Origin of the sequence: Streptomyces sp. NPDC060049, from assembly GCF_042736715.1 — a bacterium.
Lineage (GTDB): Bacteria > Actinomycetota > Actinomycetes > Streptomycetales > Streptomycetaceae > Streptomyces.
This window is the reverse complement of record NZ_JBHWVV010000005.1, coordinates 163,927-189,300: the sequence shown is the minus strand read 5'-3', so window position 1 is coordinate 189,300 and position 25,374 is coordinate 163,927. Positions and strand designations below refer to the sequence as shown.

General features: G+C 70.5%; 22 protein-coding genes and 1 pseudogene. 12 read left to right on the top strand and 11 right to left on the bottom strand.

Translation table 11 applies throughout. The features are described from left to right. Window positions 1-203: 203 nt before the first annotated feature. Together ACFWBY_RS11105 and ACFWBY_RS11100 are read right to left on the bottom strand one after the other, a co-directional pair. On the bottom strand, window positions 204-1,517 hold the full coding sequence (locus ACFWBY_RS11105; protein WP_385333083.1) for a pyroglutamyl peptidase: 1,314 nt from the start codon (window positions 1,515-1,517) through the stop codon (window positions 204-206). A 381-nt stretch (window positions 1,518-1,898) separates the two neighbouring features. Further along, window positions 1,899-3,317 (bottom strand): cellulase family glycosylhydrolase, encoded by a 1,419-nt coding sequence (locus tag ACFWBY_RS11100; protein WP_385333086.1) that lies wholly within the window; start codon window positions 3,315-3,317, stop codon window positions 1,899-1,901. Between the two features lie 292 nt (window positions 3,318-3,609). On the opposite strand from ACFWBY_RS11100, the gene ACFWBY_RS11095 reads away from it, so the two are divergent. After that, the gene (locus ACFWBY_RS11095; RefSeq protein WP_385333088.1) at window positions 3,610-4,329 is read left to right on the top strand and encodes an SCO6880 family protein; all 720 of its coding nucleotides are present in this window, start codon (window positions 3,610-3,612) and stop codon (window positions 4,327-4,329) included. On the opposite strand, the gene ACFWBY_RS11090 is transcribed toward ACFWBY_RS11095, so the two are convergent. Both ACFWBY_RS11090 and ACFWBY_RS11085 read right to left on the bottom strand, forming a co-directional pair. Beyond that, window positions 4,233-5,627: a Mucin-2 gene (locus tag ACFWBY_RS11090; protein ID WP_385333091.1), complete on the bottom strand. Its 1,395-nt coding sequence runs from the start codon at window positions 5,625-5,627 to the stop codon at window positions 4,233-4,235. The two genes, ACFWBY_RS11095 and ACFWBY_RS11090, sit on opposite strands and share 97 nt — an antisense overlap. A 282-nt stretch (window positions 5,628-5,909) precedes the next feature. After that, a complete protein-coding gene (locus tag ACFWBY_RS11085) occupies window positions 5,910-6,488 on the bottom strand; it encodes a TetR/AcrR family transcriptional regulator (protein WP_385409650.1) in 579 nt (192 codons plus the stop codon). 91 nt (window positions 6,489-6,579) lie between these two features. On the opposite strand from ACFWBY_RS11085, the gene ACFWBY_RS11080 reads away from it, so the two are divergent. The 3 genes and pseudogenes from ACFWBY_RS11080 (at window position 6,580) to ACFWBY_RS11070 (ending at window position 9,151) form a co-directional block, all read left to right on the top strand. Continuing rightward, complete coding sequence (locus ACFWBY_RS11080; RefSeq protein WP_385333095.1) at window positions 6,580-7,026, top strand: anthrone oxygenase family protein; 447 nt, start codon at window positions 6,580-6,582, stop codon at window positions 7,024-7,026. Window positions 7,027-7,201: 175 nt separating this feature from the next. Continuing rightward, window positions 7,202-7,485: pseudogene (locus ACFWBY_RS11075) on the top strand (hypothetical protein); the annotation flags it as partial. Window positions 7,486-7,642: 157 nt separating this feature from the next. Continuing rightward, window positions 7,643-9,151 carry a DUF4246 domain-containing protein gene (locus ACFWBY_RS11070; protein ID WP_385333098.1) on the top strand — a complete coding sequence of 503 codons (1,509 nt, stop codon included), beginning with the start codon at window positions 7,643-7,645 and terminating at the stop codon, window positions 9,149-9,151. 59 nt (window positions 9,152-9,210) lie between these two features. On the opposite strand, the gene ACFWBY_RS11065 is transcribed toward ACFWBY_RS11070, so the two are convergent. Together ACFWBY_RS11065 and nhaA are read right to left on the bottom strand one after the other, a co-directional pair. After that, complete coding sequence (locus tag ACFWBY_RS11065) at window positions 9,211-9,693, bottom strand: hypothetical protein (protein ID WP_385333100.1); 483 nt, start codon at window positions 9,691-9,693, stop codon at window positions 9,211-9,213. Continuing rightward, entirely contained in the window at window positions 9,693-11,015 is a 1,323-nt protein-coding gene (gene nhaA, locus ACFWBY_RS11060; protein WP_385333103.1) for a Na+/H+ antiporter NhaA, read from the bottom strand. Before nhaA ends, ACFWBY_RS11065 begins: the two co-directional genes overlap by 1 nt. A gap of 387 nt (window positions 11,016-11,402) precedes the next feature. On the opposite strand from nhaA, the gene ACFWBY_RS11055 reads away from it, so the two are divergent. Next, the gene (locus ACFWBY_RS11055) at window positions 11,403-12,287 is read left to right on the top strand and encodes a PucR family transcriptional regulator (protein WP_385333105.1); all 885 of its coding nucleotides are present in this window, start codon (window positions 11,403-11,405) and stop codon (window positions 12,285-12,287) included. Between the two features lie 247 nt (window positions 12,288-12,534). On the opposite strand, the gene ACFWBY_RS11050 is transcribed toward ACFWBY_RS11055, so the two are convergent. Next, window positions 12,535-14,436 carry a potassium channel family protein gene (locus tag ACFWBY_RS11050; protein ID WP_385333143.1) on the bottom strand — a complete coding sequence of 634 codons (1,902 nt, stop codon included), beginning with the start codon at window positions 14,434-14,436 and terminating at the stop codon, window positions 12,535-12,537. A gap of 287 nt (window positions 14,437-14,723) precedes the next feature. Between ACFWBY_RS11050 and ACFWBY_RS11045 the strand changes: the two genes are divergently transcribed. Continuing rightward, window positions 14,724-15,230 carry a hypothetical protein gene (locus ACFWBY_RS11045; RefSeq protein WP_385333108.1) on the top strand — a complete coding sequence of 169 codons (507 nt, stop codon included), beginning with the start codon at window positions 14,724-14,726 and terminating at the stop codon, window positions 15,228-15,230. Window positions 15,231-15,317: 87 nt separating this feature from the next. Further along, window positions 15,318-16,841, top strand: a complete 1,524-nt coding sequence (locus tag ACFWBY_RS11040) for a flotillin family protein (RefSeq protein ID WP_385333111.1) — start codon at window positions 15,318-15,320, stop codon at window positions 16,839-16,841. Here ACFWBY_RS11040 and ACFWBY_RS11035 read toward each other — a convergent pair. Then, on the bottom strand, window positions 16,809-17,198 hold the full coding sequence (locus ACFWBY_RS11035; RefSeq protein WP_385409649.1) for an alkaline phosphatase family protein: 390 nt from the start codon (window positions 17,196-17,198) through the stop codon (window positions 16,809-16,811). The two genes, ACFWBY_RS11040 and ACFWBY_RS11035, sit on opposite strands and share 33 nt — an antisense overlap. Window positions 17,199-17,521: 323 nt before the next feature. Next, on the bottom strand, window positions 17,522-17,719 hold the full coding sequence (locus ACFWBY_RS11030) for a hypothetical protein (RefSeq protein WP_385333117.1): 198 nt from the start codon (window positions 17,717-17,719) through the stop codon (window positions 17,522-17,524). A gap of 448 nt (window positions 17,720-18,167) precedes the next feature. Between ACFWBY_RS11030 and ACFWBY_RS11025 the strand changes: the two genes are divergently transcribed. Then, the gene (locus ACFWBY_RS11025; RefSeq protein WP_385333119.1) at window positions 18,168-19,790 is read left to right on the top strand and encodes an MFS transporter; all 1,623 of its coding nucleotides are present in this window, start codon (window positions 18,168-18,170) and stop codon (window positions 19,788-19,790) included. Between the two features lie 498 nt (window positions 19,791-20,288). Here the strand turns inward: ACFWBY_RS11025 and ACFWBY_RS11020 are convergent, their stop codons facing one another. Beyond that, window positions 20,289-21,305: a helix-turn-helix transcriptional regulator gene (locus ACFWBY_RS11020; RefSeq protein WP_385333122.1), complete on the bottom strand. Its 1,017-nt coding sequence runs from the start codon at window positions 21,303-21,305 to the stop codon at window positions 20,289-20,291. A 97-nt stretch (window positions 21,306-21,402) separates the two neighbouring features. Here ACFWBY_RS11020 and ACFWBY_RS11015 point away from each other — a divergent pair, with 97 nt between their 5' ends. Further along, window positions 21,403-22,650: an FAD-dependent oxidoreductase gene (locus ACFWBY_RS11015; RefSeq protein ID WP_385333125.1), complete on the top strand. Its 1,248-nt coding sequence runs from the start codon at window positions 21,403-21,405 to the stop codon at window positions 22,648-22,650. A gap of 86 nt (window positions 22,651-22,736) precedes the next feature. Here ACFWBY_RS11015 and ACFWBY_RS11010 read toward each other — a convergent pair whose 3' ends face one another. After that, a complete protein-coding gene (locus tag ACFWBY_RS11010) occupies window positions 22,737-22,892 on the bottom strand; it encodes a hypothetical protein (protein ID WP_385333127.1) in 156 nt (51 codons plus the stop codon). A 41-nt stretch (window positions 22,893-22,933) separates the two neighbouring features. On the opposite strand from ACFWBY_RS11010, the gene ACFWBY_RS11005 reads away from it, so the two are divergent. The 3 genes from ACFWBY_RS11005 (at window position 22,934) to ACFWBY_RS10995 (ending at window position 25,179) form a co-directional block, all read left to right on the top strand. Beyond that, entirely contained in the window at window positions 22,934-24,370 is a 1,437-nt protein-coding gene (locus ACFWBY_RS11005) for an FG-GAP repeat domain-containing protein (RefSeq protein ID WP_385333129.1), read from the top strand. A 171-nt stretch (window positions 24,371-24,541) separates the two neighbouring features. Beyond that, the gene (locus tag ACFWBY_RS11000; protein ID WP_385331750.1) at window positions 24,542-24,802 is read left to right on the top strand and encodes a hypothetical protein; all 261 of its coding nucleotides are present in this window, start codon (window positions 24,542-24,544) and stop codon (window positions 24,800-24,802) included. Beyond that, window positions 24,799-25,179 carry a hypothetical protein gene (locus ACFWBY_RS10995; protein ID WP_385331753.1) on the top strand — a complete coding sequence of 127 codons (381 nt, stop codon included), beginning with the start codon at window positions 24,799-24,801 and terminating at the stop codon, window positions 25,177-25,179. Before ACFWBY_RS11000 ends, ACFWBY_RS10995 begins: the two co-directional genes overlap by 4 nt. The last annotated feature ends 195 nt before the right edge of the window (window positions 25,180-25,374 follow it).

Below are 25,374 nucleotides of genomic sequence, written 5' to 3'. Positions count from 1 at the left end.
AACGGCCCTGCGGACCGCTGTTCCTGTGACCAGAATCTGCGGATCCTCATAACTCCGGCATACCGCAACGATCACCAACCGTCAGCCTCTACGGCAACCCGCCTTCGAGGTCGGTAAACGGCAAGCAGACCACCACCGACAGCAACATCTCAGTCCGTGTCGCGACACGCATCCCCAGCAGGCTGAGGGCCAAGAACGGCGGGTCACGGTCCCGCGGGGGCACAATGCCGCAGCACCTCCAGGACCTCCGAGGCGATCGCGCTCTCGTTCTGTTCGAACGCGGCGCCGGTCAGCTGGTTCGGGTCGGCGGGCAGCCCCGTGAGCACGGGCGTGTGCAGGTGGCCGCCGGGCAGGCGGGGGCTCAGTTCCGTCCGGAGCCGGTTGGAGCGGTAGGCGACCTCGTTGGAGAGGTAGCCGCCGCCCCCGCCCGCAACGGCGCGGGAGCCGGGAGTCGGCCCGTCCGCGCGGTCCACGGGGCTGTCCTGACCCGCGGGGATCTCACTGACCTCGGTGTTCAGCAGCACCGGGTACGGGCTCTGGACGGCGGTCATGGCGTCGGTGGGCAGGGTGGTCCGCAGGAACTCCGCTCCCGGGCCGAGGCCCGGCGCCGTGACGGGGTGTGCGTACGTGCCCCCCGAGAGCGCGTCGGCGTTGTCCGGGTACGGGTCGGCCGACCGGGCGCGCCCCGCCCACGCCTCCAGAGTGAAGATTCCAGGGTAGCCCTGGCTGATGCTGGTGATCATGTCGGCGGCGCGCGGACCCGCCGCGAGACGGGGACCGTACGCGCGCTCCACGATCCCGGCGTCGAAGTCGGCGTAGCGCACGGGCAGGACCACGGCCCGGATCTCCACGGGGGTGCCGTCGGCGAGCGTGAGGCGGCGTCCGTTGAGCTGGAGTACCGCAGAGCCGGAGGGGTTGGCCCGGCGCAGTTCGGTGTCCAGGCCGAAGGGGTCGAATCCGCTGACGAACAGGCGCCGCACGCCTGGGGTGCCGCGGAAGTCATTGGTGGTCAGACCCCGCGAGGCGTCCTCGAAACGGGTGCGCAGGGCCGACCGGTCGACCGGGAACCCCGGCTTCCAGTCCGCCAATTGGACGGTCATCCGCAGCCGGGTCCAGTACAGCGGGCGGTCGTCTCCGGCCGCCAGGTCCCCGCCGGGGCGGCGCCCTTGCGCCCGGTTCACGGCGGCCTGCCATAGCGCCTCGCCCCAGGCGTCGAGGAGCCGACCCGCCTCGGCGGCGTCGCGCGCGGAGCAGAGTGCGGCCGGGAAGCGGCGTACGAACTCGCCGAACGCGGCCCGCTCCGCGAAGGCGGCGGTCCGAGGATCGGCGAGGCGTGCCTGCTCGGGGTCACGGGTGGCGGAGGGGTTGGCCGAGGGCTCGGCGGCGGGATCGGTGGCTGGCGAGGCAGCCGGGGCTCCGCAGGGGGGTGGGGCGGCGGCGTGGGCGCCCGTGGTGGGCAAGACCGTGGTGACGCCGAGCAGGGCGGCGATGAGGGCTGCACGGCGGAAGATCATCATGCCATGTGACATTACGCAGAGGGGGAGTAGGAGAGGCAGGTGATTTCGAGTCGATCCAGGACATGCACCGTTAGGAGGAAGCGGTCGGCAACTTTTCAGGTCCTGGCCGACCTGGACAAGGACGCCCCCTACCTGCCGGACTCGATCCCCGGGCCCCGTACCCCCGGTTCTTCCGCAGGAAGACGAAGGGGACCGGCGGCAAGGAGCGCCCGATGTGGTGCACCCGCTGGACGGCGCCGGACACCTCGTCCGGCGACCTGGCGCGCCCGCGGGACGAGGCCAGGGTTTGCCAGGGAGGAGTACCGGGCACAGCTGCGGCGGGCGGAAGGCTTCTTCGGTCGATGCGGGGGCTGCGGGCCGCAGCCCCCGAGCGGGGGTGGGCTACCTCGGGCTGATCGTGACCTTGTAGGTGGCTCCGGCCCTGCCGTGGGTGCTCACGGTGACGGTCTGGCCATGGTCGTCCCAACTGGCCTTGGTTCCCTGGATATCGACGCGGTAGCCACCTGGGTACGTCTCCCTGGGTACGGTGATCTGGGTGGGGCCCTCCGCGTTGTCGCGGGTGCGGAAGGTGAGCGCGTAGGTGCGTGTAACCGGGTCGTACGCGAACTTGAGCGGGTCGCCCGCGACGGCCCGCGCGTACGGCTGGACGAGCAGCTGGGCGTTGGGCTTCGCCGCGCCCGTCTCGTCGAGGAAGCAGTAGCTGCCGCCTCGGCACCACTGCCACCACGTCCAGCCACTGGAGAAGCGGTCCAGGGAGGCCGTCATGTCGGTGACGAACTGGCTTGCGTGCGGAACGTAGGGGTTGCCGCCCCACTCTCCCACGATCACCGGCATGCGGTTACGGGTCGGGTAGTCGCTGATCGCGGCCTCGTAGGCGGGGATGAAGGTGCCGTTGGGGTCGTAGTCGGCGCCGGTTTCCATCGCGGTCTCGTAGAAGTGCGGCGCGTAGCCGGCGTGCGGGTCGTCGATGTGGCCCATCTGGGTTGGGACGCCGAGGCCGACGATGACGGTTGGTTCGACGAATACCCACGACTTCTGGTCGACCAGGCGGATCGCCTTGGCAAGGCGGTTCCACAGCTCGGTGAGCTCGGTGGCCTCGAAGCGGGCCGCGGCGGCGGGGAGGTCTTCGCCTTCGAGGAACTTGGCGAACGGCTCATTCATCAGGTCGTAGCCGAGCAGCGCCGGGTGCCTGCCCAGGGCGGAGGCTACCGTCATCCACATGCGAGCGTGCGCGGCGCGGAAGTCGGCGTCCTTGTACAGGTGGTCAAAGGCGGTCTGTACGGATGGCTGGAAGTATCCGGCGAACCAGTCGTCGGGTGTGGGCGTGAACGGTAGCCCCTCGTCGCGGGTGGCCCAGTCGGGGATGCCGCGGGAGCCGAAGCGGGGGCCGTATACGTCCTGGTGGGCGTCGAGGATGACCTTGATGTGGTAGCGGTTGGCCCAGTCGAGGATGCGGCGCATCTTGGTGAGGTAGCTGCGGTCGTAGTGCCCGGGGGTGGGTTCGAGGTCGTCCCAGAAGAACGCGAGGCGCGCGAGGTTGAAGCCCCGGCCGGCCATGTCTTTGAGGTCGCTCTCGTGGATGTCGGCGAACGCGTTGGCGCCTCGGCTGTTCTTGTCGGCGAGGTTGAAGCCGCGCCACTGGAGCGCGCGGCCTTGGCCGTCGGCGATGAAGGTGCGGTCACCGACCGTGACCCGGTCGAGGGCGCGGTCGGGCTGAGCTTGGGCCTGCGCGGGGAGGGCGCCGAGCAGGAGGGCGGTTACGGCAAGGGCGGCAGGGGCGACGCGGGAGGTCAAGCGCATGCAGGAGACCCTTTCGAGATGGCTGCTTGGGCGGCGTTCTACTGGCCGGGCGGATGTTACTGGCGGGTGGGTTAAGTTCCCAGGAATGCACGGGAGTTGGCGGGACTTGCTCCTTCAAGGGCTTCCCCGGCGTCATCACCGTGGTTTCCTCGGGTTCTCGCGGCGCCCGGCTTGCGTCAACCGCCTCAACCCGGCTACCTGCACGGCTTCCTCACCGGCTCGCCGAACCGGTTCGGCAAACCCCGCCTCGAACGTCTGACTGCGCCCGCTACCCAATCCGGCCAGTTCACCGATGCGGGAACGACGGGCGCGGCCGCCACTGGCACCGAAGTCGGTGAGGATGATCGGCGCGGGCGCCCTCGGTTCCCACACGCTGCTCGCCACCACTCACCCGGTCTCCCTGCTCGTCACCGTGCCGGTGACCCTGTCCGTGCCGGGCCTGACCGCCGCCGGCCGCCACGGCATGCCGGCCCTCTCCCACCACCGGGCCCGCGTCGCGTGGAAGTTGGCCACCTGGGCGGAAGCCACGAACAAGCGGCGGGTCCTGCTGCCTCACCCCTACGCCCTGGACCCGCCCGGGGTCGCCGCCCCGATGACGCTGATCGCCGCGTACGACCCAACCACCGGCCGCCAGGTAGAGGTCGTCCACGACCGGGCCACCGGGTACATGACCGTCTCCACCCTCCTGGCCCCCGGCGGCAGCCTGGTGGCCCCCACAGGAACGGTGCGCGGCAACCTGCGGAGCTGGTCCTCGCTGCTGGACGCGATGAGCACGGACGAGCAGATCGAGGGCGCCTCCGTCACCATCCAGATCCAGGACCAAAGCGCTGTACGGAGCGTCCTGGCGGGGCGGGTTCGCAAACGGCGACAGGGCCGGCCCGGCGGGTGCCGGCCGGCCCTGTGTCTGCTCGCCGGTCAGGCGGAAACGCCGGCCCGATTCAGGACGGCGGTCATCTCGTCCTCGGGGAGCGCCGGGTTGGCACCCGCGCTGGAGGCCAGTTCAGGGACGTGAAGCGCGTCGCGGAGCCGGCGGATAGGGAGGCGTGGGTCGCCGACCGCCGCCTGGCGTGTCCAGACCGTGGGGTCATGGCTGAGCCGTTCGATCAGCGTGGGTGTGGCGGCCGGATCCCGAACGGCCAGTCGGCGGTAGTTGCCGTCCGGGTGGTCCGCGTAGCGTGCGGCGAGACCCTCGCGGGGGAAACGGGGGTGCGTCTCCGCCATCCAGGCGGAGAACGTGCCACCGAGCCGCGCGTACACGCGCATCAGGACCTCCTCCGGGGTGTCGGGGTGGTACACGCCCAAGAGGTTTTCCACCAGCGGGTCCTCGATGCGTGCGAGTAGGCGCAGCAGGTCGGGCGGCAGGTGGGGGCTCTGGGCGGCGGCGCGCCGGAGCAACGGGTGGGCGGAGGCCGCAGCCCGACGCAGCACCTCGGGGTCGGCGAGCCCGTCCCGTACCCACTGCACACCGTCGCCCCTGTCGAAGTCCCCGACCGTGAAGTCGATCGCCATGCGCCGCGTCTCGTCCAGCTCGGGCCTGAGGGAGACCGCGAGCCGTACGTCCTCGTCGGGGTCGATGGAGAGCAGCTCCACGAGGTCGGTGGGCAGCGACGGGTTCTCGGCGAGGGCGGCAAGGTGCGTCCGCTCGGCGACGCACCGCTCGGCGTCGGCGCGGGCGAGGAGCCCACGTCGCAGCGCCTCGCCGGTGGACTTCGGATCGCGGAGGAGTTCGGCGGTGATGCCTGCCTCCCGGCGGCACTCCCACAGCGCGGCGGCCTGCCGCACCTCGGGGGCAGGGTCGGAAAGCAGCGCCGAACGCTCGCCCGGCGACAGCGTCTTCCATGCGCGGGCCGCGTTCCGGCGCGCTGCCGGATCGCGGTGCGTGGCCAGCGAGGCCACGAACGACGGCACCAGATGGGGCGAGTCCAGCAGGGCCGCTCGTACGGAAGGGTCGGAGTCGTCGAGCAGGCGGGCGCACACGTCGTCCGGCAACGGCGCGACCGTCGTACGTGGGCCGCGCCACTCGGGTCCGTACGCGAGAGCGGCCCGCACCTTGGGGGAGGGGTCGTCCGCGAGCCGGGCCCGCTGCGCGGGCTCGGCCCTGGTGCTCATCGCGAAGTCGATCCGAGCGCCGGGGTTCGGGTGAGCCAGGATCACCGCGACGGCCGGCTCGGGAAGTCCAGCCCGCTGGAGGGCGTGACGGGGCGGACCGTCACCGCCGCCGTCAAAGGTGAGCAGGCGCAGCAGTAACGGTGTCGGCAGCGCCGGGTTGCGGGCGACTCCGTCCAGCGCGGACGCATGGAACGCGACCATGATTCCCTTCAATGCCTCCGTCGGTCCGTCGGTCCGTCGGCCGGCCCGCGACCATGATCCCCCTACGCCCGTTGGGCCGGCTCCACGGCCTCGAACGGCGTACCCCGCCCCTGGCCCAGGGGCTGTCATCGCCGACGTCACCGCGCAAGAAAGGTCCAGCACAAGAGCGGACAACGCGGTGTCCCCGTACGCAAGAGCCGGTGCCTCCACCCTGCCCTCAGCCCTCTCAGCCCAACACCAAGGGCAGGCACGTAGGGGTTATCCCACTGCGTCGGCCGTGCGTCAGACCACGGAGAGCCGGTCCACCAGCAGTTCCACCCTCTGCTCGGTGTGCTCCGGCGGCAGTCGTCCGGCCCGGGTCAGGGTGGCCAGCCCGTGCAGGGACGCCCAGAACGTCTCGGTGAACAGCCCTGGGTCGACGCCGTCCCCGGCGACTTCGCCGAGGCTCTCCAGTAGCGCGGCGAAGGCGTCCTTGAGGGGTTCCGGCGTGTCTTCCTGTGCGTACGGGAGACCGCCGTCGAGCTGGAAGATGGCGTCGTAGACCGCCGGGTTGCGTGCGGCGAAGTCGAGGTAGGCGCGGGCGAGGGCGTACACCCGCTCGCGCGGGCCGTCCGCGGCGGCGGTCGCGGCGCGCACCGCCGCCGCGAGCTCGGCGGCGCCCTCCAGGGCGACGGCGCCGATGATCTCCCGTTTGCCGCGGAAGTGGCTGTAGAGGACGGGCTGGCTGTACTCGATGCGCTCGGCGAGCCGGCGCGTGGTGACCGCGTCCCAGCCCTGCTGCTCGGCGAGTTCGCGGGCCGTCGCCACGATGAGGCGCTCGCGGACCGCCCGTTCGCGCTCCTTGCGTTCTTGTACCGACATGATTCGATCCTAGCATCGCTAGACAATCAAGCGGCAGTAGCGCTAGCGTTGCCTCATCATCTAGCAACGCTAGATCCCAGGAGGGGTCATCATGCTCAACGCACTCGAGGTCGTCACCACCGTGGTCATCGGCGTGATGGTGGGGGTGGAGTTCTCCGTCGCCTTCGTCATGAACCGGATCCTCAACGCACTCCCGGAGGACAGCGGCCAACTCGGCCGCGCTCACGGGGGCCGGATGCTCGGCGCCGTGATGCCGGTCTGGTACATCGGCTCGCTCGTCCTCGTCGCGGTCTGGGCCATCGCCGGATGGCACCACCACGGCACCGGCCTCGTCGTCACCGCCGGCGCGCTGCTGCTCCTCAGCGTGGTCATGTCGCTCCTGCTGCTCGTCCCGATCAACAACCGGAACAAGACATGGACCCCCGAGAACCGGCCCGAGGACTGGAAGGAGCAGATGCACCGCTGGGAACGCTTTCACTACGTCCGCGTCGCCGTCATCATCGCCGCCTTCACCCTGCTCGTCGCCGCCCTCGTCTGATCCCGCGGACAGGCCCCGCGCCGGCGGCGCGCGATGGCCGCTCCCCGGGAGGCAGTGGGCCACCGAATCCCGACATCCCGGAATGCCGCTGCCGCTCAGATCCCACGACTGCGATCCCGACGGACTGCGCCCCCTCGATCAGCCGCGTCCGATGCCCGCGACTCCTTCAGCCTCAGACCGCGGCATCGAGATCGAGCGCAGGGTCCGCGACGGCCTGCTGCAGATCGACAAGAAGCTCGGCAACTCGCCGCAGGTGACGAACGACTCGCACCACACGTACGCGAGCGAGGCCGGTGCCCACGATGCCTTGCTGTGCATCCAGACCGGCAAGTCCTCTCGGATGCGGACCGCTTCCGCTTCGACGGCACCGGCTACTGCCTCAAGTCGACCGACGAGATGTACGCGATCGACTCCTCGGACGCCTGGCAGGAGGGCTGCGCCAACACACGTCCGCTCGCGACCAGTTGTGGATGGACTGCGCCGACTCCCCCCACGGGGTCCGGCCCCGGGCGGGAGCGACCGCGATGGTCGTCCCAGCTCGGGGGCCGCGGCCGTGGTGTCAGTGGGCCGGGCTATTCTTCCGGGCACCGCACACCGATCGTGAGGACCACCAGAAGTGACCGGCCTGTCCGCCTTCCCGCTGCCTTTCCAGACCTCCCGTTCCCCGGCGTTCGCGACGCCCCGGACGCTGCGGGAGTTGCAGATGATGCGGTGCAGCTCGCACCTGCGCGCCAAGCCCGTGTGGTTCGACAAGATGAACGACGCCGACATCGTCGCCAGGTGGACGCAGGAAGCGGTGGCGCAGGGCCTGACCGAAGCGCAGGTGCGCTACGTTCTCGCCGAGCTGGGGCACTACGCCGCGTTGCGGGACGCGCGCACTGGAATCGAGGTGTCCGCGGTCGACGGGGTCTGGCAGTCGGACACCCTCGTCGACGAGCAGTTCAGGTCCCGGTTGGGTGAGGCGGTCCGGGTGCTGGAAGAGGTCCCCGAAGCGGAGCGGGACTGGCATCCCGGATCCGACGGCCAGGTGTTGGATCTCGTGCACCCCTCACTGTTCTGCCTGGTGAGGGAGGTGAGCGGAGGGCCCGAGCGGGCCTGGCAGAACCCGACGAACCACTACTCGAAGTACGAGTTCTCGGAGAGCTTCCAGTGGCTGCCCACGGACGTCGACGTCCGTGACGACGGGGCCGTCACCTTCCGCTCGTACGTCAATAACGTCCATCCCGAGGTGCATTGTGCACTGGCGTCCGTCCTGCCGGACGTGTTCGCGCGCCTGCGCCCGCTGTTCGAGAAGGTGCTCACCGATCTGCGGCACCCGCGGCCCCTGCGGATCGAGGCCGATCCCTACGGCTGGTACGACTCGGAACCGGAGTATCCGCGGCAGTCGTCCTACAGTGACAACGCGACCTACATGGATGTCCGCGCTGCCTGGGAAGAGGCCCATGAGGCCTGGTGGGAGAACCGCCGCCCGATCGTCCCGGACGCCCCGGCCTTCAGCCCGCTTGCCCTGCCCGACGCCTCCGCCCGGGTCGACCTGCGCGGCCGCCGGCTCCAGGTCATCGTCAAGCTCGCCACCGTCCACCTCACCCCGGACAAGCCCGAATACCCCGGCGGCTCCTGGCACGTCGAGGGCATGCTGAACGAGCGGATCGTCTCGACCGGCATCTACTACTGGGACAGCGAGAACATCACCGAGAGCCGGTTGGGATTCCGGACCGCACTCGACGACCCGCACTATGAACAGAACGACGACGCCGGGCTGCGCGAGGTCTATGGGCTTCAGGACGAAGACGCGCTGAACCAGGTGCTGGGCTCGGTACCGACCCCGTCGGGCCGCTGCCTGGCGTTTCCCAACGTCCTGCAGCACCGCGTGGACGCGTTCCGTCTCGAGGACCCCACCCGCCCGGGACACCGCAAGATCCTCGCATTCTTCTTGGTCGACCCGGCGGAGCAGATCGTCTCGACCTCCGACGTACCGCCGCAGCAGCCCTGGTCCGACACATCGACCATGACCCTCGAGCAGGCCCAGACGTACCGCGAGGAACTCATGAAAGAAAGGAAATTCTTCGTCGACGAACACAACGAGCAGCTCTACGAACGGGAGTTCTCCCTCTGCGAGCACTGAACCACGGGTGCGGGGACCCGGCCTGAACCGAGCCGAGCAGCCACGTACGTTTTGTGCCGTCACCGGCGGGCGGCTGCGGCCATGACGAGGCCGGTGATGAGCAGGGCCAGGCCGATGACGAGTACGGGGAAGACGAGTACGGGGAAGCCGGGTCCCGGTAGGAAGTGCAGCGCCACACCGGCCAGGGTGAGAGGCGCTCCGATGGCAACCATCACCCGGGGGACCCGTCGCTCTGACGCAGGCTGCTCTTTGTCAGGGCCTGCTGAGGGTGCGGCAGCTGGGGTGTCGCGGCCGGTGAGGAATGCGGCGAGCGCCCCGATGAGCAGCGCCCACCCCGCCACCGCCCATCCGAAGCGGCCACCGCTGATGAGGATCGTGGCCGCGGCGACCGTCGCGCCGGCGGCCATGGCCTTCGAGCTGGTGGCGAACGCCCACTGGCGCCGGGCACTGCCGGGGTGCCGGAGCTCGGTGATGGCGGTGCGGATGACCAGGGCGGCGATGACGATCGCGGGCTCGAGCAGTGAGGTATCGCTGCCGCCCATCAGGTGTGCTGCCCGTCCGCACGAGCGGCGGTGCCTTCGGGCGGCACCGTGCCGGGCTGGTAGATGTCGGGGATGCCGTCTCCGTCGGCGTCGACGTTCTCCGCTTCGTACAGGCGTCGGTAGACGGTGTTGCGCCGCCGGAGCAGGATCGCGGCGAGGACGGCGGCGATGAGGGAGGCGACGAGGACAGCGGCTTTGACCTGCTCGCCCGTCCGATTGTCGGGGAATGCGAGTTCCCCGATGAGGAGTGCGACGGTGAAGCCGATGCCGGCCAGTACCGACAGGCCCAGGACGTCGGCCCAGGCGAGGTCGGGGTTGAGCTGGGCGCGGGTGAAGCGGGCGGCGAGATACGTTCCTGCGAAGATCCCCAGCGTCTTGCCGACCACTAGGCCGATCACGATGCCGAGGGGTTCGGGGCGGGTGAACACCGCACCCAGAGCCGGTCCGGAGATGCTCACTCCGGCGGCGAACAGCGCGAACAGCGGCACCGCGATACCTGCGGCGAGCGGGTGGACCCGGTGGGAGACCCGGGAGGCCGGCGAGATGTCCTCGGCCTTGTCGCGGGTGGTACGCAGGATCAGGCCCATGGCCACGCCGGCGACGGTGGCGTGGACCCCGCCGTTGTACATCAGCGCCCAGATCACCACCCCGAGAGGCACGTACCACCACCAGCCGCGCACCCGCAGCCGCTGCAGCAGGTAGAAGAGGACCAGGCCCGCGCAGGCTCCGCCGAGCGCCCACAGGTTCAGGTCGGAGGTGAAGAACACCGCGATGATCAGGATCGCGCCCAAATCATCGACTACGGCCAGGGTGAGGAGGAAGGCGCGCAACGCGGCCGGCAGGTGCGTCGACAACACCGCCAGGACCGCGAGGGCGAAGGCGATGTCGGTGGCCATCGGAACCGCCCAGCCCGAACCGCTTCCGCCACCCACTTTCGTCGTGGCCAAATAGAGGACGGCGGGCACCGCCATCCCGCACACCGCGGCAATCACGGGCAGCGCCGCGGTGGCCGGCGTGCGCAGTTCACCGACGACCAGCTCGCGTTTCAGCTCGATCCCGGCGACGAGGAAGAACACAGCCAGCAGCCCATCGGCCGTCCAGTGCCCCACCGACAGGTCCAGACCGAGCGCCGGAATCCCCAAGTGGAAGTCGCGCACGGCCGCGTACGCCGCGCTCCACGGGCTGTTCGCCCAGACCAGCGCGAGGACGGCCGCACCGAGGAGAACCAGGCCGCCGACCGTCTCGGTGCGCAGGGCCCGGGTGATCGCCTGTCGCTCGGGCAGGGGCAGCAGGCCGAGGAAGGGGGAGCGGGTGCCGGCCATGGCAGTAGGCCTCCGGTGTGTCAGCAACAAGAGGGCACACTGCCCCCAGGACGCCGACCAGACTTCCCGGCACACCGCGCGCCGGCTTCTGACGCGTTCCTTGCACCGTATCCAACGGACGGGCAGGCTGTCTGCCCGCACCGCTTCCCACGAACAGTTTCATGGCACCCTTGTTCCGCGTCGAAGAGGCGCCGTGATCAGGGGGAAGACGTGGCCGGCCAGGTAGGACCGAACGAGCATGTGGCGGGGCTCTCCGATCTCCTGCACTCTGCCTGTCTCACGGGGCGCCGACTGACCCGCGCCGAGATGGAGGCCTGCCGAGGCCGGGGGGAGCGGGCGGCGGAGCTGGGAGTGCCGGTCCGCGGGCCGGTGCGGCAGCACTTTTGCGTGGCTCAAGAGGTACTGACGAAACTGGCCCCGGCAGTGGCGGATTTACTGCTGGCCGTGCTGGAGCAGGCGGTGGACGCCTTCGTCGAGGGCTACGAGCGCGCCCAGCTCCAAGCGGTGCGTCAGGAGGAGGCGAGGCGCCGCGAGTTCATCGACGACCTGCTGTACGGGCGCAGCGATCTGGGCCGGCTGGCGGAGCGTGCCGAACGGTTCGGGCTGCGCCTCTCACAGGCCCACGCGGTGGCTGTGGCGAGCAGCCCGGAGCCGTACGGCGACGGCTTCCCAGCGGTCCGCAGGATCGAGTCGGCGGTGCTGACCCGGTTCGCGGGCCGGCAGATCCTGCTCACCACAAAGGACGGGCGACTGATCTGCGTGGCGCCCGGAGACCAGCCGGACGTTCTGGCGTTCTTCGCCCAGCAGGCGTACGCCGCCACCGATGGCGGCAAAGTGGCCATAGGCCGCTCGCACGCCGGCGCCGGCGGCGTGGTGCACTCCTACGAGGAGGCGCTCAACGCCCTGGAACTGGCAGAGCGGATGGGCCTGGACAAGCCGGTGCTGCACGCCGCGGATCTGCTGGTCTATCCGGTCCTGACACGCGACCGGCAGGCGATGGCCGACCTGGTGGAAAGCGTGCTGGGCCCGCTCCGTGACGGGCGCGGTGGCGCCCGGCCCTTCATCGACACCCTCACCGCGTACTTCGACAGCGGCTGCGTGGCGACCGAGGCCGCGCGTCGACTGTCGCTGAGCGTGCGGGCGCTGACCTACCGGCTGAAGCGGATCCACAACCTGACCGGCGCCGACCCTGCCGACCCGATGAACCGCTACACCCTTCAAACCGCGGTGATCGGCGCCCGCCTGCTGGGCTGGCCCGACATCGAGGCGTGAGCCCGCGCCTCAGGGCGTGCGGCTTCTGCTTGCCGCCCAGTCCTGGAGCCGGCAGCGCGGCCGGTGGTGGGCTGCCCATTCGCCGAGACTGATCGAAGGGGGCGAAGGAGGCCTCTGCCTGTGAGCAGCGGCGAAGGACGCCCGATTCGGGAAGGCGGCTCATGGCGAGTGCTCCTGGCAGGGAGTCGAACCAGAGGGCTCCCATGGCCCGGATGCCCGTACAGCCGCCGCAGCCGGATGCGGCGGGTCAGGGGCCCGAAGCGTGGACGTCCCGGCGGCCGAGGAGCTCGGCCAGCCCCCGGCGCGTGGCGGCGAGTAGGACCCGGTCCTGGGCCTTCAGGACGTAACCCGGGTGGAGGTCCCACACCAGTCGGGCCTGGGGTTCGGCCGCTTCGGCGGGCGTGGACGACAGGTCCGGCAGCCGTTCCTCCGGCGAAGCGGTGTCCAGGGCGATCACACGCCACGCCCCCGGCCGGAAGGATTCGGCGACGGTCCGGCCCTCCAGCTGCGGGTGACCATCGACGTCCAGGGCTGCGAAGAGCAGCACTCGCCGCTCCACCGGGATGGCCCCGAGGATCTGCCGGCCCATCATGGCGCCGGCGAAGGCGGGCGCGGCAAGGTGTGTGACGCTGCGACTGCGGGTGAGGGCGGCCGGGTGTGCGGCGCGCAGCGTGCGGTAGACGGCGGTGGCGAAGTCGTCCTCGTACAGCCGCATGACGACCCGGAGGTCCGGTCTGACCGCGCGCGCGTACAGGGCCGCCTCCAGGTTGGTGGTGTCGGCGCTGGTGAGGGCCAGGAGCGCGTGGGCGCGGTGGATCCGGGCGGCCTCCAGCACCCCCTCCTCGGTGACGTCCCCGAGGACGACGGGCACCCTCATGCGGCGGGCGTGCGCGAGACCGCGGGCCTCAGGGTCGGACTCGACGCACACCACCGGGATTTCCAGCTCCCGCAGCCGGACCAGGACCCGGGTCCCGATTTTGCCGAGGCCCAGCAGGACCACATGACCGGATAGCCCGCGGGGCGGGCGGCGCAGCGCCGTCGCGCTGCGGAACGCCCCCAGGCCCTCCAGCGCGGCCGCGACCAGCACCGGTAGGAGCAGCAGGCCGACGAAGCCGGCGAGGATCTGCAGCGTCTTGCGCTCGGGAGCCTCGTCGACCGCCGGGTCGTTGATCGCGAAGATGTCGAGCAGCGTGATGTACGCGGCGTGCAGGGGGTGGTCGCCGGTGGTCAGCCAGGACGCCACCGCCAGGCTCGTCACCGCGGCCACGATGCCGACCAGCGACCAGCGCAGCCTCCGCGAGAAGAGCGACGCCACCGGCAGCGCCGCCGCGGCCAGGCGGCGCCCCGGCACGCCCGGACCCGCATGCGTCATCGCCTCGAGCGCCACGATGCCGCGGCCGGTCGCAGCGGCCACCGACCGGTCGTCGGGCAGCAGTTGCGGCCCCTGGTCGCCGCTGCGGTCCGAGCCCTCGCTTCCGGCCGGATCGGCGGCGGTAGAGGACAGCAGCGCCAGGGTGCACAGGCCCGAATCGGCCACCTGCCCCCGGCCCGGAGGCGTACGCTCCACCGCACGCAGCAGCAGGCCGTCCGCCTGGATGACCTTGCTGGTCCCGGCGATCGCGCTGGCCGCGAGCGCCGGCGCGGCGGTGTCCGCGTCCGAGAGGACGGTCGTCGACGAGTCCAGCTCGCGCAGGTCGATACCCGGCTCGGCGACGACCGCCGCCTGGTCCAGCAGCTCCTCGAGATGCTGACCGAGCTTGCGGTTGTACAGGCGGATCACCAGCCGCAGCCGCGGGTTGAGTCGACGAGCCACGAGCGCTGCCCGTACGTTCGTGTCGTCGTCCTCGTACACGAGCGCCAGCGCGGCCGCACCTGCCACCCCTGCCATGACCAGGGCCTCCTCGTCCGGCTCCGCCGCTTCCACGACACGAAGATCCCGGCTGCCGGCGCGCTCTGCCGAGGGCCGTCCCGCCTGCCTGCTGCCGGGTACGCGCCCGCGCAGCCCGAGGCTCCGTACGGTCCACCGGCCGACAGTCACGTGCGGCGCGTGCGCACCCACCGGCACCACGAGCGTCACCCGCTCCCGGTACACGTCGCGCAACTCGGCGGCCAGCCGACGGGCCAGGCCGTCATCGCCACAGACGACCATCTGACCAGTGGGAAAGGGAAGTTGCGCCTGTAGATGATTCGACACGGCCCCAGGATGCTTTGTACTCGGCATCCATGCGGCCCGGTTCCGGCTACGACGCTCGGCGCGCTACGACGCTCGGCGCGGCGCCGCAGCCATCCGACGATCCGGCCCCGACCCTCGACGCCACCACCACGTGCGTCAAAGAGGCGTAAAGATTGCCGACAACAGGCAATGTGCCAGCCCGTGACGGTCTGCCAATCTGGTGCTGTCCAGCGGGAGAACGGCAGTCAGGCAGGAAGGTGCCCATGGGCTTGTTTCTGGGTCTCGGCATCGGGGGGATCGTGTTGGTCGCTGCCTCGCTGGTATTCGACGGGGTACTCGAAGGCGTCTTCGACGGCGTCCTGGACGGACTGTTCGACGGGTGGCTGTCGCTGCCGGTGATCGCGGGCTTCGTCTCGATGCTCGGTTTCACGGGGGCGATCGTGCTCGGATCCACGGGGCTCGGACAGGGAGCGGCAGCCGCCGCGGGGGCGGTGGCCGGAGCAGGCGCGGGCTGGGCCACGTACGGCTTCAGCCGGGCCCTGCGGGACGGCGACGGTAGCGCCCCGCACCTGGCGGACCTCGTCGGTTCAGCGGGGCGGGTGGTCACCGCCATTCCGGCCGCCGGCTACGGCGAGGTACTGCTGTCGCTCGGTGGCCAGCCGCTGAAGTACGCCGCGACCGCCGACGCCCCGATAGAGCGGGGAGCCGAAATTTGGGTGACGGCCACACCGTCCACGACCTCGGTCAGCGTGCGCGTCGTAGAGCGCTGAGCTGCGCCACGAACGCCTTCCACCTTCCGATCCTCTTTCCATCAGCCCTTGAGTCTGCCCCCTTCCGGGAGGCAGGGGGGAACCGCCATGAGTCCTGTTGTCACTGCGGTCGTGGGAGTCGTCGTACTCCTCGTCCTGCTCGCCCTCGTCGTCGTCACCCGCTACAAGGTCGCCGGCCCCAGCGAGGCGTTCATCATCACCGGACGCCGCGGCAAAAGCTCCACCGATCCGGAGACGGGGCGGATATCGACCGACAACACCGGCCAGAAGGTCGTGGTCGGCGGCGGCGTGTTCGTCGTCCCGTTCGTCCAGCAGCGCTACACCCTCGACCTGTCCAGCCGCCACATTCCGATCGCCGTTCGGGGCGCGGTCACCCTGCGCGGCATCAAGGCCAACCTGGAAGGCGTCGCGATCGTCAAGGTCGGCGGCAACGAGGATGCCATCCGCGCCGCCGCCCAGCGCTTCCTGCAGCAGCAGGACGGCATCGTCGGCTTCACCCAGGAAGTGCTCTCCGGCGCCCTGCGCGCCATCGTCGGCCGCATGTCGGTCGAGGACATCATCCGCGACCGCGCCGCGTTCGCCGGCCAGGTCGCCGAGGAAGCCGAGGCCAGCCTGTCAGGGCAGGGCCTGGTCCTGGACGCCTTCCAGATCCAGGACATCACCACCGAGGGCTCCTACCTCGAGGACCTCGGCCGCCCCGAGGCCGCCCGTGCCAGGCAGGAAGCCGACATCGCCGAGGCCAACTCCCGCCAGGCCGCCGAACAGGCCCGCCTGAAGGCTGAGGAAGAAATCGCCCTCGCCCAGCGCACGCTGTACCTGCGCCAGGCCGAGATCAAGGCGGAGACCGACGCGGCGACCGCCCAGGCCAACGCGGCCGGCCCCCTGGCCGACGCCGACCGGCAGCAGCAGATCCTCGCCGAGCAGGAAAAGGTCGCCGAACGCCAGGCGGCCCTGACCGACCGGCAACTCGACACCCAGGTCCGCAAGCCCGCCGACGCCCGCCGCTACCAGGCCGAACAGGAAGCCGAAGCACTGCGGGTCGCCCGCGTCAAGCAGGCCGAAGCCGAACGCCTGGCGGCCATCGCCGCCGCCCAGGCCGAGGCCGAGCGGGCCCGCCTGACCGGTGAGGGCGAGAAGCAGCGCCGCTCAGCACTCGCCGAAGCCGAGGCCATCGAGGGCGCCAAGCGAGGCGAGGCTGAACGTGCCCGCCGCGCCGCCATCGCCGAAGCGGTACGCCTGGAGGGCGACGCGGATGCTGCGGCCATTTTGGCCAAGGGCGCCGCCGAGGCCGAGGCCATGCAGAAAAAGGCGGACGCCTTCGAAAGCTACGGCGACGCAGCGGTGATCCAGATGATGGTCGAAGCACTGCCCCTGGTCGTGGCCAAGGCCGCCGAACCACTGTCCGCCATCGACAAGATGACCGTCATCTCCACCGACGGCGCGAGCAAACTCTCCCGCACCGTCACCGACAACGTCGCCCAAGGCATGGAACTCCTCTCCTCCACCACCGGCATCGACCTCGCACAGCTCCTCGGCGGCCTGACCGCCGCCAAGACGTCCGCCACGCCCGAGTCGAACTCAACCAACGGCAAGATCGAAATCGTCGGCTAGCTGCTCGCACATCCTTTGGGGCCTGCCGGGGGAGCAGGCCTCATTCCCCGCTCGCGGAGCGTGGCCAGGACGGAGGTGTTCCAGTGTTCCCGGTGACGACCGTGCGCTCGGGGATCCAGGCGAGACGGCGATCGTCGGGCCGCGTACGCCGAGCCGGTCGAAGCGGAAGCCGAGCTGCCCGGCCGGGGCGCCCTCGGTGGGCGCGGGCGCGGGGCCGGGCGGCACGTGGTCGTAGGTGCCGCCGTGCTCGTCGAACGTCACCAGCAGCGTTGCGTTCAGGTGGGTCGACCCGCGCGGGGACGATGACGAGCGGACCGCCTCGTACACCCGCGCGAGCAGGTCCTCTCCGCCGAGCACGCTGGACGGCGGGTCCCACACCAGCCCCGGCGCCGACGACCAGAAGGCCTCCGCGTCCTCGAAGAACTGCGTGGTGGAGGAGAAGTGCGTGGCGAACCTCTCCCGCAGCCGTGCGGCGTGGATGGGTGGATGTAGTCGGTGACGAACCCGTCCACGGTCGGCTTCGCTCCGGTCGGGGGCGCGTTGTAGGGCGGACCGAAGGCGGCGATCCCGGCCGGCCGAGCACGTTGAACAGCTGCGTGTTGATGCACGGGTACTCCTCACCCGGATCCAGGCTCGGAGTGTTCATCGAGGTCGCGACGCCGTACGGCACGCTGCCACGCTCAACGCCGTCCTCGGCCCACTCCGGGATCGGGTTTCGACAGCTCCTTGCCCAGCACCCCCTCACACGAGGCCACCTCACCCGGCTCGTACCACCGCCCCAGGAGGTTGTCGAACGACCGGTTGTCGAACGACCGGTTCTCGAACATCAGCACCACGACATGGACCAGCGCGCTCTCCGGCCCGACACCCACAACCATCACCCACAATCCAGTAGCCCGCCGCGCCGGATCCGATGCCGAACCGGTCCCACCTCCGAGCCCGACTTCAATCCTGCCCCGCGCACCGGACCAAGGAAGGGCACCAGACCCACCAATATGCTCATAGCCTGCCCATTGCGAGTGTCGGCCATGTAGGCGCTGGGTTTCCCCGCGAGAGCTGAGGGGCATACGGGGGCCGTCACCGGGCGTCCGGTGTCCCCTCGTTCCGGTTCTCGGCCGATGGCCGCTGCCGGCGCGTTCTGGCCTGCTCGACCGCTGGCACCGGGACCGGGCCGCGACACCGATCCACAACCGAAACACGCGGCGGGCACCGGCGGGGCGGGCGGACCGCGTCAGCGACGGTGGGCGTGTCATCCCAATGGGGCGATGTGCGGCACGGTGGATCAGGCAAGACTCTCGCGGAGCCCAACTTCGCCCCGGAGGTTCCATGTCCAAAAGCGCCGCGCCTCGTATCGACGTTCCGCGTGAGGCCCCGGCACGGGCGCCGCTCGTTCTGGCCTCCCTGATCATCGTTGCCGCGGTGGCCAACTTGAACCTGTCGGTGGCCAACGTGGCGCTTCCCGCGATCGGGAAGGCCTTCGACTCCTCCCAGACCGCGCTGAACCTGATCGCCGTGGGGTACTCCCTCGGCCTGGCCGCATCGGTGCTCTATCTGGGGGCGGTCGGCGACCGTCACGGGCGCAAGCCGCTGCTGCTCCTCGGCATCGCTCTGTCCATCCCCGCCTGCCTGCTCGCCGCGTACGCGCCGAACGACACCGTCCTCGTGGTGGCCCGGATCCTCGGCGGGCTTTCGGCCGGCATGGCCTACCCGACCACGCTGGCGCTGATCACCGCCCTGTGGGCGGGGCCGGGGCGGACGAAGTCGATCGCCCTGTGGTCGGCCCTGGGCGGCGGCATCTCCATGCTCGGGCCGGTGATCGCGGGCGCGCTGCTCCAACACTTCTACTGGGGGTCCGTCTTCCTGGTCACCCTGCCCCTCGCCGTGGTCGCACTGGTCATGGCCCTGCTGTTCGTCCCCGCGCACGCCAACGAGTCCACCGAACCGGTGGACAACCTCGGCGGCATCCTGTCCGTCCTCCTGATCGCGGGACTGGTGCTGGCGATCAACTTCGCCGTCGTCCCCAACCAGGGGGCACTGGTCGTCGGCCTCGTCGTGATCGCCCTGGCTGCCGGAGCGGCGTTCTTCTGGCGTCAGCGCCGGGCTCCCAACCCGTTGTACGACCTCCACATCGCCGGCCGACGCACGTTCTGGGTCGCCGCATGCGCAGGAATCATCGTGTTCGGCTCCATGATGGGGTCGGCGTTCATCAGCCAGCAGTACCTGCAGAACGTGCTCGAGTACAACGCCGTCGAAGCCGGCGCCGCCATCCTCCCCCTCGCCGTGATGATGGTGCTCGTGGCACCACGGTCCGCGAAGCTGGTCGAGACACACGGCGCCCGCACGACCCTGCTGATCGGTTACGCGTTCCTCTTCCTCGCCTTCGCCTGGATGCTGCTGTTCTGGGGCGAGGACAGCAGCTACTGGCAGATCGGCCTCGCCTACGTGCTCATCGGTATCGGCTCCGGCTTCGCCGGGACGCCCGCATCCCACTCGCTGACCGGATCGGTGCCCGTGCGACGCGCCGGCATGGCCTCAGGCACCGCCGACCTGCAACGGGACCTCGGCGGGGCCATCATGCAGTCCGTCATGGGCGTGCTCCTCACCGCCGGCTACGCCTCGGCCTTCAGCGCGGCGATCGCCGCTTCCCCCGAGAGCAAGGACGTGTCGGAACAGGTCCAGAGCGAGCTGACGAAGTCGTTCGCCTCCGCCGGGCAGGTCGCCCAGCAGCACCCCCAGTACGCCGACCGGATCGTCGCGGCAGCACGCCAGTCGTTCCTCCACGGCGACGACTGGGCGTACACCGTCGGACTGGCCGCGATCGCCCTGGGCGCGCTGCTGATCTTCTACATGTACCCGCACCGGGACGCCGAGCGGGAACTCCTACGGCGCTACTACACCGAGGACTCCGCCTCCGCCGCCACCGAGAGGCCGAGCGGACCGGGAGCCTGAGAGGTCGGCGTCAGCCGGTCGACGACCCTCTCGTGCGCAGCCTTGCCCATGGCGCCCGCCGTCGAAGGCAGGTCTGAGGACCGGATTTGACGCGGGCGAGGATGCGGGCACGGCCTGCTGAGCAGCCTGGCCGCCACCTGCAGAGTCGGGGTGCAGCACCGCGGCAGCGCAGCCCCGACCATGCCCGACAGGTCCCCGCCGTCCCTACGTGGCAGACGGTCCTGACGCCCAGGAGCGGCTGATCCGATGGTCCTCGACCTGGTGGTGATCGGTTCGGCCGTCACCCTGGGGCCACAGCACAGGCTTCATCCGCGACCGGCCGTACGACATTGCGGCCGGCTGTGGCGGGACCGATGTGGCCTGCGGCACGGTGGCGTCGATGGCCGGGCCGCTCTCCCACGCGCGGCCGGGGCCGCGGTCGCGGGGGTCTTCACCTCCAGCTCGGCGCGGAGCCGGGGGACGAGCATGAAGCGCGGGGTGTGGTATTTCGGGGCGGCCTTATTCATGAGAAGGACCGAGGTTCTCGGTGTCGGCAATAGTGGCCCATCGGCGTGTGAGGCGGCGGCATGCGTGGACGAGTTCGGGTGGGTGGAGGTCGGTGAGTTCGGTGTCGAAGGTGGCGAGGATGCCGGCGATGCCGGCCCAGGACCAGGCGCCGAGAGTGAGCCGGCAGTACTCGGTGTCGAGGTGTTCCACGACGGAGCCGCCTGGTGCCCAGCGGGCCACGATGTGAGCGGGCAGGTTGAGCCGGGCGGTGCCGGTGCATTGCCAGACGGCGGGGGTGTCGCCGCGGTCGTGGGTGCTCATCACGAAGTGGGCGAGGTCGGGATGGGGAAGCGCGCGGGCAGCGAAGCACTGTGTGGTGGGGCGGGAGTGCAGTCGATCGACGCGGCGCACTCGCCATTCATCGTCGGTGAGGTCGTAGGCGACCAGATACCACCGGGCGGCCCAGAAGACCAGGTGGTGTGGCTCAATGCGGTGGGCGGGCAGGTAGTCGGGGTCACTGGGCTCGGGGCGTGTGCCGTCGGGACGCAGTGTCTCGGTGACGAGTAGGTGGCGGTGGCGTACCGCGGTTCCGACGGCGGTGAGGGCGGCCGGGTCGATGGGGGGCGCGGGAAACTCCCAATAGTTCTGCAGCCGAGTCAGGCGCAGGGATTCCATGGATGCCCGCAGCGCAGGGGGCATGACCTGGTGCAGAGCCGTCAGTGCCCGCGCCGCGTCGTCCCTTAGGCCGAACATCGTGCTTGGCGCGGTCTGCAGGGCCACCGCGACCGCGAGGGCCTGGTCGTGGTCGAACAGCAACGGCGGCAGGGTTCGCCCGGCTCCGAGCCGGTAGCCGCCATCGGGGCCGTGGATGGTAGCGATGGGGTAGTCGAGCGCGCGCAAAGTTTCGATGTCGCGGCGGACAGTGCGTTCGCTGGTCCCGAGCCGGGTCGCGAGCTCGCGCAGCGACCACTGCCGTCCGGATCCGAGCAGAGACAACAGCCGCAACGCCCGGTGTGAGGTGTTCGCCATCGTCCCACCCTGACACCGGTAGTGGCCACTCCGTGTCCACTAGCGGTGTCAGGGTGGTTTCTGTTCAGTGAGCAGCAGCGGAAGGACGGTGTCGGGTATGCGGGTAGTCGTGGTTGGTGGCGGGATCGGCGGGCTTGCATTGGGGGCGGGCTTGCGTCGCCGGGGGTTTGAGGTGGCGGTATTCGACCGGGACACCGATGTGGCGGCGACGGGCGGCTACCACATCACCCTGGATGAGCGGGCGCAGTCGGCGCTAAAAGGTCTGGTGGAACCGAAGATCATGCAGCGCCTGCTGGCATCGGGGTCGGCGCTGCGACTGCGCGAGCGCGACGCGTTCTGGGATCGCCGCGGCCGGCTGCTGGGCCACGGGCCGGACCTCAGCGACAGTGCAAGTATCGACGTCGATCGGATCACCCTGCGGATGCTGCTGGCCGAAGCCGTCGGAGATGGCCTGCACCTGGGACGCAACGTGTCCGGCGTCGGCCACGATGACCACGGCGCGCCCCGAGTGCTGTTCACCGACGGGGCGCCGGTCTCAGCGGATCTGGTGGTGGGCGCGGACGGCACCCACTCGGTAGTCGCCCGCCACCTGGCGGGAGGCCCGACCCACAGCCCGGCGGGCATCATCGGGTTCTCCGGCCGCACCCTCCGGCGAGACCTCAGCCCCGGCGAGCAGCAGCGACTCAGGCCACGATCGGGGCTGGCGATCGGCCCGCGCGGAGGAGCGCTCTACGTCGGCTTCCTCGACCCGGTCGGCAACACCGCGCTCGACGCTCCCGAGTTGCGGATGTCGGTCACCACCGGACCCACCTACATCTGGGGCGCCATGTTCCCCGACTCCACCAGCACCGATTCCCTGCGCGACCTGCGCGACCTGCGTGGCGGCGAACTGCAGGCCGCGCTGCTCGGCCGATTCCGCGAGCGGGGCTGGGCCGAGCACACACTCGAGGTCATCGCTGAAGCCGACCCGCACAGCGTGGCCGGATTCCGCTTCAACGCCGCTTCCACCCGCGCGGAGGATCTCGCGCCCTGGCCTGCGGGTCGTATCACCGCGCTGGGCGACGCTGTCCACGCCACACCGCCCACCGCCGGAATGGGAGCGGGCGCGGCCATCCGCGACGCCGCCAGCCTGCTCACGCACCTCAGCGCCGCCGCCGACGGCACCGCCACCCTCACCGACGCCGTGGACCATTTCGAGGCCGGCATGCGCCAGCGCGGCAGCGAAGTCCTCACCCTGGCCATGAAGACTGTCCGGTGGATCCTGGCCACCGACACCACACTCGGCGCCGCAGCCACCGTCGTGAGCACCCCGATTCTGGCCGCAGCCGCCCGGCTACGTCACTGACGAGCCGCGCGACGCCCATCCCCTGCACTCAGAACAAGGTGTCGCGCACGCGCACGGGCTGGTAGCCGGTGGGTCCAAGCTGGCCATCAGGAACCCTTCTTCACAATGCACACGCTCGCGTCCGGCGCGGCGCGGCGCGGTGGCGGCCGGCACCGCGGCCGCGGTGATGTCGCCGGTGAAGGGTCGTCGCCGTCGAGCAGGTCGATCACCTCGTCGCCGGTGAGCTCGCGCGTCTCGTCCATGCCCTCATGATGCCGACCCGCCCGAGGCCGGCTCAGGCGTCTTGGCCGAGGCCAGCGGCGGTCAGGTCCTGCTCGCGGAGCTGGGTGAAGTCGACGTCCAGCTTCCCGAGGCCTCGTTCAAGGACCTCCTCCCGGTGGGCGACGTCGGCGGCACCACCAAGCCCGAACTCCTCTCACTCACCTTCGACGGCGTGCTCACGCTTTACGAGGCGGGTGTGAAGAGCACCTCGGCGCCTCTGTGGTCGGGCCGCGGCTGGCAGATCTACAACCGGCTCATCGCCACCGGCGACCTGACCGGCGACCGCCGCCCCGATCTGCTGGCCCGGGACCCCGCCGGTGACCTGTGGCTGTACACCGGAACCGGGACGGTCAGCAAGCCCTTCAACTCCCGGGTCAAGGTCGGCTCCGGCTGGGGGGTCTACGACCAGGTCGTGGGCGCCAACGACGTCGACGGCGACGGCATCGGCGACGTCCTCACACGTACCCTGGCCGGCGAGCTGTGGTTCCACAAGGGAGCCGGCAGCGCCACCGCCCCGCTCAAGCCCGGCGTCAAGGTCGGCACCGGCTGGAACACGTACAACGTGATCACCGGCTCGGACGACGGCGACGGCGACGGCCGCAGCGACCTGCTCGCCCGCAACCACGACGGCGTGGAGTACTGGTTCAAGTCGATCGGTGGCGGCAAGTTCGCCGCACCCGCCTACTTCGGCAGCGGCTACGAACTCAACAAGTTCATCGTCGGCGCGGGCACCACATCGCTCTTCGGCAAGGGCCAGAACGTGATGACCCAGGCCGACAGCGTCCTGGCCAAGTACTACGCCCTGGCCAACGGCGACTACCTGTCGCCGCCGGTCGCGGTCGGCAAGGAGACGCCCGGCTCCCGCAACACGTACGCCACGGGCCTCAACAGCCACAACCACGCCAGCTACGTGCAGAACATCGGCACCGACCTCTACGTCCGCGGCGTGAAGGTCGGCACGTCGTGGAACTACACCATGATGGCCGGCCCCGGCGACCTCACCGGCGACGGGAAGGGCGACCTGGTCAGCCGTGACTCCGCCGGCGTCCTGTGGCTGCACCCCGGCGACGGCCTGCTGTACACGAAGTTCGGCACGCGCATCAAGGTCGGCACCGGATGGAACGGCTACAACACCCTCGTCGGCGCGGGCGACTACTCCGGGGACGGGCGGCCCGACCTGCTCGCCCGGGACACCGCCGGCGGTCTCTTCCTCTACAAGGGCACCGGCACGGCCAGCGCGCCGTTCGCCGCCCGGGAGCAGGTCGGCAGCGGCTTCAACCAGTACGACACGCTGTTCGTCCCGGGTGACATCAACGGCGACAGCAAGGGCGACCTGATGGCCCGGCTCCCGGGAGGCGACGTGTACACGTACACCTCGACGGGCAAGACCGGCACCGCGACCTTCGCCCCCCGGGTGAAGTTCGGCACCGGGTGGAACATCTACAAGAACATGCTCTGACCCCCGCGGCCCCGGGCCGCTGAGAGCGACGGCGCGGGTCCGCCCGCCGGCCTCGGCCGGCGACCGGGCCCGCGCCCGACTCGGGCCGGCGCGTGAGCCGGCCGGGAGCCACCCCGGGACGGCGGGGAGGATCGTCTCCGCGACGCGGAGCAGGGCGCGCCGCCCGCGCACGTGCGGGCCCGCCGCCTGCGCGAGGAGGCCAAGAAGGTCGAGGCTCTACGCCGACAGGGCTACGCCCCAACCACCTCTCCCACGCCCGCGCAGCGCCTGGGCGCCGTCACGGCGGCCGAAGCCGACCAGGAACTCACGACGGCCGCCGACAGCGGCATGGCCGCCTTGGCCCTGCCTGACCTCATCCCGCCGGCCCCGCCGCCCGACGACTGGAACACCCCAGCCTCCCTGCGCCCTGCGACCTGGGAAGAGAAGCGATGACGAGCCGGCTGCCGCCGCGGGAGACCGATCACTACACACAGCTCGCGGACCCCGCGGTCGTCACGACCCGCGCGCTCCTGGCCGCCCGAGAGAACATCACCGACACGATCGACGCCAGGGCGATGATGTGCCTCCACGGCCCGGCAGACGTCGGCAAGACACTCGCTGCGAACGTCTGCCAGCGCGAGCTCGAGCGGACCCGAGGCGAGGAGGTCTGCCGGGTCGCCTCCGAGCCCGCCCCACGGACAGGCCGCGACCGCCCTGACCAGGAGGTGCTGCGCTGGTCGTTCAGCAGACTGGGCAGTTGGCGGGGCTCATGGCAGGTCGTTGAGGCACTCAGGCCGCACGGGACGACCACAGGTGTCGTTGGTCAGTGAATCTGCGCATCGGGCAGGCTTCTGACCGGGGGTTGCGCAGGTCGGCTGAGCGAGTTGCAGGCTGTGCCACTCATTGAACCTGCTCAGAGAACCTGCTCAGAGTCTGGGCGCACCAGTCGCTGATCCACCAACGAGTCGGCCGATCCGGCTCACGAGGTGGGTGTACCGCTGGGGTGTACTGACAGTACACCCCAG